16 protein-coding genes and 1 pseudogene are annotated in these 13,247 nt (G+C 41.3%); 13 read left to right on the forward strand and 4 right to left on the reverse strand.

Features of this window, described 5'->3' with window-relative positions; translation table 11 throughout:
- The first annotated feature begins 100 nt into the window (after window positions 1-100).
- Genes DESME_RS05850 through rd form a run of 4 tightly spaced genes read left to right on the forward strand, consistent with a single transcriptional unit; the run spans window position 101 to window position 1,887 of the window.
- Complete coding sequence (locus tag DESME_RS05850; protein ID WP_006715655.1) at window positions 101-796, forward strand: HAD family hydrolase; 696 nt, start codon at window positions 101-103, stop codon at window positions 794-796.
- An 18-nt stretch (window positions 797-814) separates the two neighbouring features.
- Window positions 815-1,258, forward strand: coding sequence for a hypothetical protein (locus tag DESME_RS05855; RefSeq protein ID WP_006715654.1), 444 nt, complete (start codon window positions 815-817; stop codon window positions 1,256-1,258).
- 39 nt (window positions 1,259-1,297) lie between these two features.
- Window positions 1,298-1,678, forward strand: coding sequence for a RidA family protein (locus DESME_RS05860; protein WP_006715653.1), 381 nt, complete (start codon window positions 1,298-1,300; stop codon window positions 1,676-1,678).
- Between the two features lie 44 nt (window positions 1,679-1,722).
- Window positions 1,723-1,887, forward strand: coding sequence for a rubredoxin (gene rd / locus DESME_RS15605; protein WP_006715652.1), 165 nt, complete (start codon window positions 1,723-1,725; stop codon window positions 1,885-1,887).
- Between the two features lie 99 nt (window positions 1,888-1,986).
- Here the strand turns inward: rd and DESME_RS05865 are convergent, their stop codons facing one another.
- Complete coding sequence (locus tag DESME_RS05865; RefSeq protein ID WP_006715651.1) at window positions 1,987-4,239, reverse strand: DEAD/DEAH box helicase; 2,253 nt, start codon at window positions 4,237-4,239, stop codon at window positions 1,987-1,989.
- Window positions 4,240-4,380: 141 nt separating this feature from the next.
- Between DESME_RS05865 and DESME_RS05870 the strand changes: the two genes are divergently transcribed.
- Window positions 4,381-5,262: a hypothetical protein gene (locus tag DESME_RS05870; RefSeq protein WP_006715650.1), complete on the forward strand. Its 882-nt coding sequence runs from the start codon at window positions 4,381-4,383 to the stop codon at window positions 5,260-5,262.
- Between the two features lie 4 nt (window positions 5,263-5,266).
- Here DESME_RS05870 and DESME_RS05875 read toward each other — a convergent pair whose 3' ends face one another.
- Both DESME_RS05875 and DESME_RS05880 read right to left on the reverse strand, forming a co-directional pair.
- Complete coding sequence (locus tag DESME_RS05875) at window positions 5,267-5,941, reverse strand: Crp/Fnr family transcriptional regulator (RefSeq protein ID WP_006715649.1); 675 nt, start codon at window positions 5,939-5,941, stop codon at window positions 5,267-5,269.
- Between the two features lie 251 nt (window positions 5,942-6,192).
- A complete protein-coding gene (locus tag DESME_RS05880; RefSeq protein WP_006715648.1) occupies window positions 6,193-6,462 on the reverse strand; it encodes a late competence development ComFB family protein in 270 nt (89 codons plus the stop codon).
- Between the two features lie 146 nt (window positions 6,463-6,608).
- Between DESME_RS05880 and DESME_RS16190 the strand changes: the two genes are divergently transcribed.
- Window positions 6,609-7,055 carry a thioredoxin family protein gene (locus DESME_RS16190; RefSeq protein ID WP_006715647.1) on the forward strand — a complete coding sequence of 149 codons (447 nt, stop codon included), beginning with the start codon at window positions 6,609-6,611 and terminating at the stop codon, window positions 7,053-7,055.
- A 12-nt stretch (window positions 7,056-7,067) separates the two neighbouring features.
- Window positions 7,068-7,271 (forward strand): annotated as a pseudogene (locus DESME_RS16195) (thioredoxin family protein); the annotation flags it as partial.
- Between the two features lie 104 nt (window positions 7,272-7,375).
- On the opposite strand, the gene DESME_RS05890 reads toward DESME_RS16195, so the two are convergent.
- Window positions 7,376-8,356 carry a glycosyl hydrolase family 18 protein gene (locus DESME_RS05890; RefSeq protein WP_006715646.1) on the reverse strand — a complete coding sequence of 327 codons (981 nt, stop codon included), beginning with the start codon at window positions 8,354-8,356 and terminating at the stop codon, window positions 7,376-7,378.
- A 295-nt stretch (window positions 8,357-8,651) separates the two neighbouring features.
- Between DESME_RS05890 and DESME_RS05895 the strand changes: the two genes are divergently transcribed.
- The 6 genes from DESME_RS05895 (at window position 8,652) to DESME_RS05920 (ending at window position 13,231) form a co-directional block, all read left to right on the forward strand.
- Window positions 8,652-8,960, forward strand: coding sequence for a zinc-ribbon domain containing protein (locus DESME_RS05895; protein ID WP_006715645.1), 309 nt, complete (start codon window positions 8,652-8,654; stop codon window positions 8,958-8,960).
- A 261-nt stretch (window positions 8,961-9,221) separates the two neighbouring features.
- A complete protein-coding gene (locus DESME_RS05900) occupies window positions 9,222-9,452 on the forward strand; it encodes a FeoA family protein (RefSeq protein ID WP_006715644.1) in 231 nt (76 codons plus the stop codon).
- Window positions 9,453-9,539: 87 nt separating this feature from the next.
- On the forward strand, window positions 9,540-11,531 hold the full coding sequence (feoB, locus tag DESME_RS05905) for a ferrous iron transport protein B (protein ID WP_006715643.1): 1,992 nt from the start codon (window positions 9,540-9,542) through the stop codon (window positions 11,529-11,531).
- 34 nt (window positions 11,532-11,565) lie between these two features.
- The gene (locus DESME_RS05910; protein ID WP_006715642.1) at window positions 11,566-11,850 is read left to right on the forward strand and encodes a winged helix-turn-helix transcriptional regulator; all 285 of its coding nucleotides are present in this window, start codon (window positions 11,566-11,568) and stop codon (window positions 11,848-11,850) included.
- An 80-nt stretch (window positions 11,851-11,930) separates the two neighbouring features.
- Window positions 11,931-12,647 (forward strand): demethylmenaquinone methyltransferase, encoded by a 717-nt coding sequence (locus DESME_RS05915; protein ID WP_006715641.1) that lies wholly within the window; start codon window positions 11,931-11,933, stop codon window positions 12,645-12,647.
- A gap of 179 nt (window positions 12,648-12,826) precedes the next feature.
- Window positions 12,827-13,231: a thioesterase family protein gene (locus DESME_RS05920; RefSeq protein WP_006715640.1), complete on the forward strand. Its 405-nt coding sequence runs from the start codon at window positions 12,827-12,829 to the stop codon at window positions 13,229-13,231.
- Window positions 13,232-13,247: the final 16 nt, after the last annotated feature.

Raw genomic sequence — 13,247 nt, forward strand, 5'->3', positions numbered from 1 at the left:
TCATTCAAAATGGGGAAACTAGGGAAAGTTAAGGATTCAGCAGGAATTTTGAAAATTAGGGAGAAATACTAAAGTATAACTACAAGGATTAGGTGGAACGATGATAAAAGCAATCCTTTTTGACTTAGATGGAACCCTGACGTTAATGGATCAAGAGGAATTCATGCGCAACTATATTGGACTTTTGGCCCCTCGATTCAGCCATCTCATTTCTCCAGAGAAGTTTGGGAAAAACGTGATGCGTTCAACCGAAACCATAATTAAAGAACCAAAAGAAGGAAAAACGAATCTTCAAAACTTTTTTGAGGATTTTACGAAAGTAACAGGTCTCACCTATACTACGCTGTGGCCTATTTTTGAAGAGTTTTATAAAACAGACTTTCCAGCTCTGAGCTGCTTAGTCAAGGTGAATTCAGAGGGTAAGCGTGCCGTTGAAAGCGCTATCCAACAAGGGTATACTGTAGCGATTGCTTCAAATCCTGTTATGCCAACGCTCGCTATTGAAGAGCGTATTCGATGGGCAGGATTGTCTCCAGAACAATTTTCGCTCATTCCCTCTATGGAAAATTTCCATTTTTGTAAACCACAGTTGGGATTTTATGAAGAAATTGCCCACTGTCTAGGATTATCCCCTAAGGAATGCATGATGGTTGGAAATCATCCAATCGAAGATTTAGTCGCGCGAAATACTGGAATGAAAACCTTCCTCGTTGGAACACCCTCGGAAGACGTTCAAACGGATTATTACGGAGATTTATTGGAGCTGAATAAGCTTATACTTCGTGGAAATATCTAATCTCAAGGAGACTTTTAAATGGGCGTGATTATCCAGCCTTTCTATGTGCAAAAAGTAAAGCATGATGGTGCGCCTGCGATCTCACCCCGAATGGAACGTTTATTTACTGAGTTTCTTGTTCGATATAGAGAATGGCAATTTTATCAAAAACGCGAATTTGCTTGGTTATTGACAACATTGATTTTAGGGTCAACAAGCTTAGGAACGTGGATGTATCTTCCTTATGCATGGAAATTAAATTTCACGCTTTTTTTGTTTTTTATTGGGGTTCTTCGTCGCTATCTTAACGTTAGACAGCGGGTTAATCATCTTTATATTAACGTTCATATTCTCCATCATCATCTTTTGGGAAAATTAGACGTCGGTTTTTGTATTCATCAAGGTGACTGTCACTGTGTTATGCAATTTAAAAAATATGTTTGGGAACACTATAGAATATCTCTCTATGGGGACGGGCTGTAGGTTTTCTAGATAAAAATTGGATTAGAGAGGTTGATTCAAATGAAACAAACCGTTATTTCGACAACGAAGGCTCCAGCGGCAATTGGACCTTACTCTCAAGGAATCGAAGTTGGAAATTGGGTATTTACTTCGGGTCAGATTCCGTTAACACCCGAGGGAAATTTAGCAGGTCCAAGTATAGAAGAGCAAGTTCGCCAGGTTTTGCAAAATGCGGAACAAATATTACTGGCAGCGGGGACTTCCCTGGATAATGTCGTTAAAACGACTGTTTTTCTTGCTGATATGAATGATTTTCAAATTATGAACAGTATTTATGCAGAGTTTTTCACTGCAGAACCCCCCGCTCGTTCTGCGGTGCAAGTCACACGTCTCCCCAAGGACGTGAAAGTTGAAGTTGAAATGATTGCCTTTAAAAACTAATATTTAAGGGCATTTTAATGAAAATAAAAAAGGAGGCCGTGTACATGAAAAAATATGTTTGCTCAGTCTGTGGTTATGTATATGATCCTGAAATTGGTGATCCAGACTCAGGAGTTGCTCCAGGCACAGCTTTTGAAAATATTCCGGATGATTGGGCTTGCCCGGAATGCGGAGTAGGTAAAGATTCTTTTGAGGTTTCTGAAGAGTAGAAAATGAATTTGACAACATAAAGAGAAGGGGCCGTTACACTTTGTGAACTAAGTGCAACGGCCCCTTCTCACTATTAAGATCTGTTTTGAAAAGGTCTGTTATAGGCCAAGGATAGCCGCTTCATCACGATCTAATTTCTCCATACACGTTTTCAACCTTTGGTTCAGTCTAGGTTCGGTGACTGCATCCCTCATTTGGCGTAAGAGGTCGATTGTCCGGCGAAATACGGAGATAATATCGCCTTCATCGAGATTGCAAAGCTGTTGAATCTCAATGAAGGAAAGCCCCTTGCTCCAAGAGTAGGTAATGATGGAAACACGAGGATCATAGCGCACAGTATCAACGCCACAGACCGATTGTATATAGTGCTCTAATTCCTGAATAGGGGTCCAGTCGAGAATAGGTAACTTCTGGAAAAAGTCATTTTTCCTCGATTCGAAGTCAATTGCGGATAACAAAGCATTGAGCTGGTTATCATCAAGAGTATCAAAGATATCGGAATAAATAAGTTCTGTAACCAGAAGTTCTTGAACATAGATATGTCGTGCACATTCTCCACGTGGGAGAAGCTCTTCTCCGCGAATATATCCCATTTGACGGAGATGGTTTAACTTAAACTGAAACTCAGAAAGGAAAGAGTGCTGATCAGGGAGGGATGACAGTTCCTTCTTAATTTCAGCTTCTCGTTGTTGAAGTTTTGTTAGGTTCTTGGTTTCTTGTTCACAGATGGAGAGCTTGGAAGTGGGACAATTTGGAGGTTTTACCTTAAGGAGTTTTTGCCATGTCCTAATCTTCCGTGCCATTTCTCGACCGTAAGCACGATTTTGACGACGGGGTCCAAGAGCTTGATAAGAGCGATTCAAACGTTCAAGTTCCTTCTTCTTAGGGTAATATTTCAGACAACAGGAGAACGTTCCAGCATGCTCACAGACGATTTTCTGAATATCTGTCAGTTGTTGTTTGATTTGCTCAAGTTCCGAAGTGAGATCATCGTTGGCCTGAACATAACTAAAAGCGGCAAAACTTTTGTGAAAATATAATCCGATTTGTTCTGGAGTTAATGTGGCTTGGAGATTTAAGACGGTATTGTAAGAGAGCTTAAACTGACTGGTCAAAGGTTCTAAACGTTTGATGTTGAATCGTGGCGGCGGACTTTTCTCCATATAGTTTAAATCGACCAAAGCAAAAGAATAGCCTCGCTCATCGATTCCACGGCGGCCAGCCCTTCCAGACATTTGAAAAAATTCGTGATTTGCCAATGCTCGGAAGTTGCGTCCATCAAATTTATTAAGAGAGTCAAAACAAACGGCTTTAACGGGATAATTAATGCCGACACTAAAGGTTTCTGTACAGTAAAGAACATGGATGAGGCGTTTTAAAAATAGCTCCTCAACAATTGCTTTTTGGGCAGGCAGAAGACCCGCATGATGAAAGGCAATTCCTTTACTGCATAAGCGTTTAAGTTGTCGGGTTGAGGCTGACCACTCTTCTTCAGGTCCAAATTGATGAAGAAATGAGGCTTCAACTTGAGCGCTCTCACTCGGTTTAAGATAATTAGCAATAGCGGCAAGCTCTCTTGCTTTGTCCGCACATTGTTTACGGCTAAATACAAAATAAAGGGTTGGCAGATATTTACGGTGAATCGTTCGGATTAAGTCCAAATGAGTGGTGGGCGAAAAAGGTGAACTTGCGGGATTCTTGCGTTCTTTCATCTTTTGACGGTAATAGCGCCATAATTGTTCATAAGTTACAAGCCCCGTATCCTTCGTATAGAAAAAGTAATCTAAAGGGACGATGCGATGTTGCTCTTCAATGAGCGAGACCTTTTCTTCTCGGATGGATTCAATCCACTGCACCAGTTGTTTGGCATTCGCAATTGTAGCACTCAGTCCGAGAATTTTCATATGTGCAGGGGCTAAGATAATCGATTCTTCCCAAACAGTTCCCCGCTCCTCATCATTAAGCCAATGAATTTCATCAAAGATAATATGAGTGACACGTTGCAGAGCAGGATCTTCAGTGATGACTTGATTACGAAAGATTTCTGTTGTCATAATAAGTAAAGGGGCATCAGGATTCATCACGACGTCACCGGTCATAATACCCACTTTTTCAGGCCCGAATAACTCTTTATAGTCCTTGAATTTTTGATTACTCAAGGCCTTAATTGGCGCAGTATAAATGACTTGTTGTTTCGCTTCGATGGCCTTATCGACGAGATAATCGGCAACCAACGTTTTTCCGGTTCCGGTTGGGGCAGCAACGATAACTGAGCGCCCTTCATCAATAGCGTCTAAAGCTTCAGCTTGAAAGCGATCTAAAGTTAAACCCCGGTAATTCCGATCTGACATAGGATCACTCATTTCTGTAGTTTTGAAATTGTGATTGTCTAATTTTAGCAAACTCCAATGGAAGACGCAAATGAGTGGTCTGAACTTTCGTTTTTAACCATATGATTTAATCAAGTAATATGCCCTAAAGGGGGAATTCGGGTGTGCTCCTTGCGCCTTGAGGTCGAACAAGCTATTGGACTTAAGTTTCAAATAATAAACGGGGAAGCGATGATTCGATTTGAAGAATCTATGGAAATTCCCCGCAGTGCAGATCTTTTAATGAAAGGGATGTATCAGAATCCGGATGAAGTTAAGCATGGGTTTCAAACTTTACAACAGGAGACGGCCAATCTACTAGAGATTCTTTTACCGCGGCGATCACGTTTTAGAGAATGGGTTGAGCAACTCCCTGATCACCCACGAGAAGCAGAAAATTTTCTCAAGGATACCTCTGAACAGTTGAAACGGCAAGACCAACGAATGTTACAAGTCGAAAAGGAACTACTCATAAAACTAGAAGATAGTGGTATGCAGGACCTGTTTCCCATTCCTGTGGGGGCATTTGCACTGATAGATACAAGTGAGCCTGCGGTTAAGCTTTACCTTCGTCCCTTAGGGCGTTTAGCAGAAATTCTCCAACTCAATCCAGAGCAACTTCGATATGTTGTTCGTCTCCACTATTTGGTTCTGTTACTTTTGATTGAGGGACTCGATCTGGATGGCCAAGTCTGCAAACGTAAAAATGATGAAAAAGTCCTTGTAAAATTGGCTTGCTTTTTTACGCTTAGACAGATTCAAGGTCAATCAGAGGCTGCTCATTGCTATAGTGAATGGGTAAAGTCTTGGGGAGGTATTGGCCTCGTGGAAGCTTTCCCTCAGCAGGACAGTATTGAAAAAATACGCGCCGCCATGATTTTTTGGCGGCGTCGAACAAGCTTAACGTGGGATGAAGCCTGGGAAAAAGTTAAGTCACTGGATTCCGAAGGATTCGCGGATTGTCGATTCTCTGAAGGGTTGCGTGAGCATAAATTCTACAACTAATAATTTATGGCCAGTCTGCGAGTTCTTGTGGCCTCAGAATTTCCAGACGCCCCTCTTTAATTTGCAGAATATCGAGCCTCTTCCAATTATTGATGGACCGATTAACCAGTTCCCGAGAGGTACCTATCATACTTGCCAAATCTTTATGTGTAAGTGTTCCGTCAACATAAATATGTTCTCCTGGATTTGGAGCAGGTCGTGCTAAGCGAAGAAGAAGTGCGGCAAGCATCCCTGCAGTTGAGCGACTGGTTAAAATTCGAATAAACTCTTGATTGAGGCGAAGCCTTTTACTTAACGTGCGAACAAGGGAAATCCCAAGTTGGGGATGCTTAACTAATAGGTCAGGGATCCCTTGATTCGAAAGAACAAGGACCTGACTTTCTTGAATTGCTTCAGCTGTCACGGGGTAAGGACCGGATTCTATCAATAAGATTTCGGCTAAACTATCATAGGGTCCACACCAGTCGAGAATTTGTTCAGTACCATCAGGTAAGGTTTTACTAAGCTTGATTTGCCCTGATACCACAAAATAAACGTGAGAACCGATTTCACCTTCCGCAAAAAGTATTTGACCTTTGCGATAACGTCTTACTTTAAATTGAGAATGCAGGGAGTTGAGGTCATCCTCGGTTAGAGTAGAAAAAAGAGAAAATTGCTTTAAACCTTGAGGGTCAAACACTTTGAAAAACCTCACTTTATATGGGGAAGATATCGATGATACAAAAAGAATCAAGATAACATATATTAAATATGGAAGATCAAAGATTTTATTGCGAAAATTTAAAGTTAGGGTGATCCGTTGTGCAAAACCTTGAAATCGAACTCATCTCAATCACTTCAGCGATTACCTCTTCGTTTCGGGTACTTTGCCTCGTGATAATCACTTTGCTAACCATGCTTATCGCTTTAAATGCAGATTAGGGTTGCGACTTAGGAATGTGAAGGGGTAATCTCTACTTGTTTGGCTGCCCTGGCCACAGCTGCAATAACCTTAGCTTGGTCAGGGCGTGATTGACTTTCCCATTGGGTTAGAATTTCTCCTTTTAAGGACACATAGTATTTGGCTGGAAGTTGATTTAATGTGAGTGCTAGAATATCGGCAAGGCAACGTTCACATGTACAGGGCAGGGAAACTTTGGTCATATATTCTTTAAGAGCTTGTTGGGCAACCGATTCCATGTGATTTTTTAATTCATACATAATTTTACCTCCACGTATATTCTTCCTAACTGTATAATAATTGTTAATGATTGTATGTACAAGGCCTTGAAAAATTTTAGCATTAAGCTTATCTTAATAAAGAGGATATGCTAAATTAAAAATTATCCCCAAAAGGAGGTTTTAAGTTGAGTCTACTTTCAGAAAAAGATGCTGCTGACATCCGAAAACTCTTTAACGAACAACTTGCTGAGCCTGTTATTTTACGTTTATTTGTTCAGGATAATACTAAACCCGGGGAATGTATGTATTGTAAAGAGACGGAGCAGTTGGCTCAGGAAATTACTAACTTAAGCGATAAAATTCGTTTCGAATTGCATCAATATCCTACTGAAGAAAATTATGTTAAGCAGTATGATGTTGAGCGAGTTCCCGCGCTTATCCTTGAAAGTTCAGCTGGACAGGACACGGGTGTACGCTTTTATGGTATTCCCTCAGGATATGAATTTGGAACATTGATTGAAGATATCGTAGACATTTCTACGGGCAAGACAAAGCTATCTCCTGATCTCATCAGTCAGGTGGAAAATGTGCAGAAAGATGTTACCATTAAAGTCTTTACAACCCCCACTTGACCGCATTGTCCCCGTGCCGTGCGCACGGCTCACCAATTGGCAATGATCAATCCTCATATTAAAGCCGAATGTATTGAGGCGACGGAGTTCCCCGACTTATCACAGAAATATAATGTTTATGGAGTGCCTAAGAGCATTATTGATGAAGACGTTCAATTCGAAGGTGCAGTGCCAGAAGCACTCTTCGTCCGTAATCTGATGAAAGCTGTTCAGTAAGAACAATCGAGTAGAAATTTTAACAAAAGTGAAATATAGGGCTGTCCTGATCATAAATTTTCAGGACAGCTCTCTTCATTTAAAGATCAAGCTCAGAAAAATCATCACTTCAATTTACTACTTACAGCTTGCCAAAAACGACGTGACTCATACCCCAAACGCCAAATTGCAATTCCGCGGAGACGATAATTTTTGACGAAGCTAAGGCGGATTTTTGCTGCTAATTCACTTTCAAACCAAACCGTATGACGAGTGCGTCCCTGCCAATAATAAAAGTAGGGCTCGACCGCCGGGTCATCCCATAGAATACGAGCATTGGTTTGCTGGACGAGTGTAGGTATGTCATTCATCGGAATCATTTTAGTGGGACCGTTGGACCAATCATAACCATAAGCCGGTATTCCGATGAGAATTTTATCATGAGGTATAAATTGAATCGCATAATCCAAAGCTTGAGTCATCCAAGGTAGGGAAGCAATCGAGCCTGCTTCACCTCCGGAATAATGTTCATCATAAGTCATAAGGGTTAGAACATCACAGGTCCGACCAATGGTAGCAAAATCATACCCAGGAGCCTCCCATTCCGAGCGTTTGGCTGGAATAGAAATGGTTAGTAGAAATCCTCTAGCATGGAGAGTCTCACGCAGAGATTCGAGAAACGTGTTATAGGCCACTCGATAAGCAGCTTCTATTCCTTCAAAGTCAATATGCACACCAGCTACGCCATTAGGGAGTAGATTAAGAAGGTTTTGCATACACCGTTCCTGAAGTGTTGAAGAAGATAGGACAGAACGCAAGGGTTGGGGATCGAAAATTTGCCCGTTAAAATTGTGAATGAGAACTAACGGTGAAACTCCGTAAGATGAACATTCTTGGATTAGAGTAGAGTTAAACTCGCCTTGTAATGAAGCATCCTCTCCTAATCGATAAGCAAAGTGGGCAATCGTATCAAGATGTGTATGGTAGCGACGAATCGATTCTAACGAACGCCGATCCTCAGGATAGTCTTCTGCCGTATACCCGAGAACCCAAAGACGTCTTTCTATTAATCGTTGTGCAGATGGGACCCAAACGGGTGGAGCCATGCAAATTCCTCCCCTTCAATGAAATAACCCTTTGCTATAAGATATGAAAGGAAAGAGCAGACCTTCCTTTTTTAAAATGGTAAAATTTACATAAAAGTATGTTGAATTTCACAAAATTAAAAGAATAATAGTTTGCTTTATAGAATTAGATTTGTTATACTAATATTAACTCATGAGGTTCCTTTGCAAAAATCTTGAAATCCTTAGTTTACCCTTATTTGGGTTGTCATGGATCGGGAGTTTGCGCAGAGATCAAACTGAGAAAAAACTACCCATAATAAGGAGGAAACCTTAAGTGTTTCAAGACAAAATTTTAACCTGCCGCGATTGTGGCCAAGAATTTACCTTTTCTGCAAGCGAACAAGAATTCTATGCTGAAAAAGGATTTGAGAATGAACCTGGTCGTTGCCCTTCATGCCGCCAAGCTCGTAAAGCTGCTAACAATGGTGGAAGAAGAAGCGGAGGCTTTGGAGCTCGTCCTCAACGTCAAATGTATCCAGCTACTTGCTCCAATTGTGGAGTTGAAACGGAAGTTCCGTTCCAACCTTCTGGCGAAAAACCAGTATATTGCCGCGATTGCTATCAATCAATGCGCCGTTATTAATTTTCAGCTTTGATGAAATATGTGAAAGAAAGATTAGAGAGTTCTCTGATCTTTCTTTTTTATATTGTTGAAAGAATATGATTTATTAGTTGGTATACGTACAACCAGCCGCTTTTACATTCGTTAAACAGGGTGTAAGCTGGGTTTTCTTTATATTGGGATTGACAGATTGTAAGGTAAACGATAAAGTATAGCTGAGAAGAATTATCAGTTAAATTTTACCCATGTAATGAGAATGATTATCAATAAGGAGGCGTCTTTATGGACTATTCACTAAACCTGCTCCAACCTGGGGAAAAGGCACATATCCGGTCTGTTCTGGATAAGGGAGCGTTGCGACGCCGCATGATGGATATGGGGTTAGTACCTGGAGCTGAAGTAGAAGTGATCCGATTGGCTCCTTGGGGTGGGCCCATGCAAATTCGTGTAAAGGGATATTATTTAGCAATGCGTCTTTCAGAGTGTGCTAAGATTCTCATCGATCATAATTGAGAATAATTTGCAGAATTTGACAAAGCAGATTGTGCGTTTTGAGAAACATTCAAAATATTATGCTAAAGTAGGGAAGGGGAAAATCCGATGGAAAGTCTGAAAATCGCCCTTGTCGGTAATCCAAATGTCGGCAAAAGTACGGTTTTCAATTATTTGACGGGCTTAAATCAACAGGTGGGTAATTGGACAGGTAAAACGGTTGAACGTAAAGCAGGCTATTTTAAGGTGAAGGACCAGACCGTTGAATTAGTGGACCTTCCAGGGACGTATAGCTTGACAGCATATTCTCAAGAGGAAATCGTAACGCGTGAATATATCCTCAATGAAAAACCGGATGTCGTTGTGGCAATGCTCGATGCCTCAAATATTGAACGAAACCTATACTTACTTTTACAAATTCTCGAATTAACGACTAATGTTGTAATTGGTCTTAATATGATGGACTTAGCTGTAACATCAGGGATTACCATTTCAGCCCCCAAATTGAGCCAGACTCTTAATCTTCCCGTGATTGAGGTTATAGCGACTAAAGGCAAGGGAATTAAGGAGCTCTTACAGGAGGCTATCAACCTAAGCCATCTGCCTGAAGCTCCTCAACCTGTGGTCATGAAATATCCAGAGGAGCTGGAAGCGAAGATAAAGGCGATAGAAGCTGAACTGCCGGAGAGTGGAGAATTCCCTCGACGCTGGCTTGCTCTTAAATTTATGGAGGATGATCAGGCGCTTAAGAAAACACCTCCTGAATCGGTAAGAAAATTGTTAACAGAGTGGAATATTTCGGGATGGAATGAGGCCAAACTGGAAATGGCGATCACGGATGCAAAATATCAATTCATTGGTTCGCTTATGCCAGACTTTGTTAGGTATAATCAAGATAAGGGTGAAAATTGGACTCAAAGGTTAGATCGCTGGGCTTTGTCACCTATCTGGGGGTATCCGATCCTTCTCGCAATTTTGGTTATCGTATTTTGGTTCTCTTTTGTAGCAAGTGCTCCTTTTGGTGACCTTATCTCGCGTTTTATGGGTTGGGTAGCGGGAGCTCTTGTTGCTCTATTGCAAATGGTTGGAGCACCCCAATCTCTTCAAAGTTTAATTCGGGATGGGATATTTGCAGGGGTAGGCGCGGTGTTCGCTTTTGTTCCGCAAATTGGGATGTTTTTTATCTTTTACTCTATTTTGCAGGATAGTGGCTACTTAGCAAGAGCGGCTTTTCTCGGGGACCGATTTATGCAAGCAATGGGGCTTCATGGAAAATCCTTTTTCTCTTTCGTATCGAGTTATGGATGTAATGTTCCGGGAATCATGGCGACGCGGACGTTGGAAAATCCAAAGGATCGACTAATAACGATCCTTCTTAATCCTTTAATTCCATGTGTTCCTCGCTTAGGAGTTATGAGCGCGGTCGTAGCAGCATTTTTCCCCGGAGGAAGGGGAGCCTTAGTGATGGTGAGCCTTTTAGGATTAAGTCTCCTTTTAATCATTTTTTCATCTTTTCTCTTTCGAAAGACAGTTATCCAAATAGAAAAATCTGCCTTTGTTATGGAATTACCCCTTTATCACCGGCCAACGATTCGCAATGTGTTGCTTCCAGCCTGGCAGAAAACCTTTAACTTTATGAAGAGAGCATGGACTTTTATCTTAGTCGCTTCCATTATTATTTGGTTTTTAAGTTCTTTTCCTACGGGTGTCTCTATGGAACAAACTTGGGCAGGAAAACTTGGAAGTGCCTTGGCTGTTATAGGCAGTCCGCTGGGATTTGATTGGCGGATTATGGTTGCGATATTGTTTGGTTTTACAGCGAAGGAAACAACGTTGTCCACGTTGGGAATTTTATATGGTGTTACAGCGGATTCTCCTCAATCAATCGCTCAGGCCATGACGGGGGCCATGACCCCGTTAGTTGCTTTTACGTTTTTAGTGGTTTATATGATTTATATTCCTTGTTTAGCTACTGTTGTAACAATGCATAAAGAAATCGGGAGTTTGCGATGGACAGGTTTCGGAGTCGTTTATAATCTGCTTTTGAGCTTTGGGGCAGGTTGGCTGGTTTTACAATTGGGACATGTTTTAGGGTTTTAAAATATGTGTATTTAACGTCCGGAGGTAAAATAATATGTTGAGTGAAGTTTTAAAGATAATGGACCAAGAACGCTCAATCGCTGTTACGGAAATCGCTGAGAAGTTGGGTTGGACGCTCCAACGCGTTGATAATACAATAGCTCAACTGGAAAACATGGGATATATTCAAAAAAGAGAAATCATATCTTCCTCGTGCGGAATGGGAGGCTGTTCGGGCTGTTCCTGTTATAAGGGAACAGATTGTCAGAGGTGTCAATTGATATCTGAGGATCTCTATTCCTGGGTAATTACGGACAGGGGAAAAAGCGCGCTTCACTAATTCCTGAGATACCATGGACAATAAATCACTAATCCTTTACAATCAACTCTAGGTGACAAGTGAAAGCGAGGATCAAATAAATGGATTTTTCCGGAAAAGATAAAGCGACCTATGTACAAGAAACGTTTAATTCGATCGCCAAACGCTACGATTTGATGAACACACTGATGAGTTTTGGATTAGATAAGGGGTGGCGGCGGAAGGCAGTACGTACTGTTGAAGCCAAATCTGGCATGCATATGCTAGATGTCTGCTGTGGAACGGGACAGCTATCGATAGAAATTGCTGGAGCGATAGGAGCGTCAGGTAAGGTAACAGGCTTGGATTTTTCTGAAAACATGTTAGAAAGAGCCCAAGAAAATATATATTCCTCACCCTTTCAATCCGTAATTACGTTGATGCAGGGAGATGCTATGCAACTGCCATTTCCTGATAATACGTTTGATGGAGCAACGGTTGGCTGGGGACTCAGAAATTTGCCAAACCTTGAACAAGGAGTTAAAGAAATGTACCGCGTGGTTAAGCCCGGTTCTATGGTTGTCTCGTTAGATATGGCCAAACCGACGCTACCCGTCTTTAAGCAGGGATATTGGTTTTACTTTGATAAGCTTGTACCGTGGATGGGGAAAATATGGGCTGGTAAAGCAAGGGCCTATCAATACCTTCACGATTCAGCTGTGGAATTTCCTCCTCAACAAGAGTTAGCACAAATTTTTACGCGTTGCGGTTTAGTGGAGACACGTTATCAAAATTTGTTGGGTGGCGTTGTCGCGATAGTAAGTGGAAGAAAAGCTTAAAGTACGAAATAAGATTTACAAAAATCAAAGGGGACCCAATAGTCCTCTTTTTTTGCGTTGTAGTGGATACTAAAAATTGTCGCTTATGAAACGAGGCTTTTTTCGATTAAACGAGTTTTCAATAAAATGCGGGTATATGTTAAAATATATTATCTAAGAAAGTGAAGGGAGACAAGTATATGTTTATAGATCTTAAAGTTGGATTAAAGGGTCGAGCCGAAAATGTGGTATATGAAGCAAATACGGCTAAAAGTATGAGAAGCGGGTCCTTAGACGTTTTTGCAACTCCCGCTCTAGTTGCCCTCATGGAAGCTGCAGCAGTTAATGCGTTACAATTTGAGGCTGGGGAATCTAGCGTGGGGACAGCTCTAGAGATTATCCATTCTGCAGCTACGCCTATCGGTATGAAGGTGTGGGCTGAGGCTGTTTTAGTTGAAGTGGATCGTCGGCGCTTGGTTTTTGAGATAGACGCATATGATGAAGTTGAAAAAATTGGATCAGGACGGCACGAAAGGTTTATCATTCAAGAAGACCGATTCCTTAGTAAGGCCAATCAGAAATCAGGGAACTTAAAAAATCAGTAAATGGTAAATTAGGAGT

Origin of the sequence: Desulfitobacterium metallireducens DSM 15288 (assembly GCF_000231405.2) — a bacterium.
In the GTDB taxonomy this organism is placed as follows: Bacteria; Bacillota; Desulfitobacteriia; order Desulfitobacteriales; family Desulfitobacteriaceae; genus Desulfitobacterium_A; species Desulfitobacterium_A metallireducens.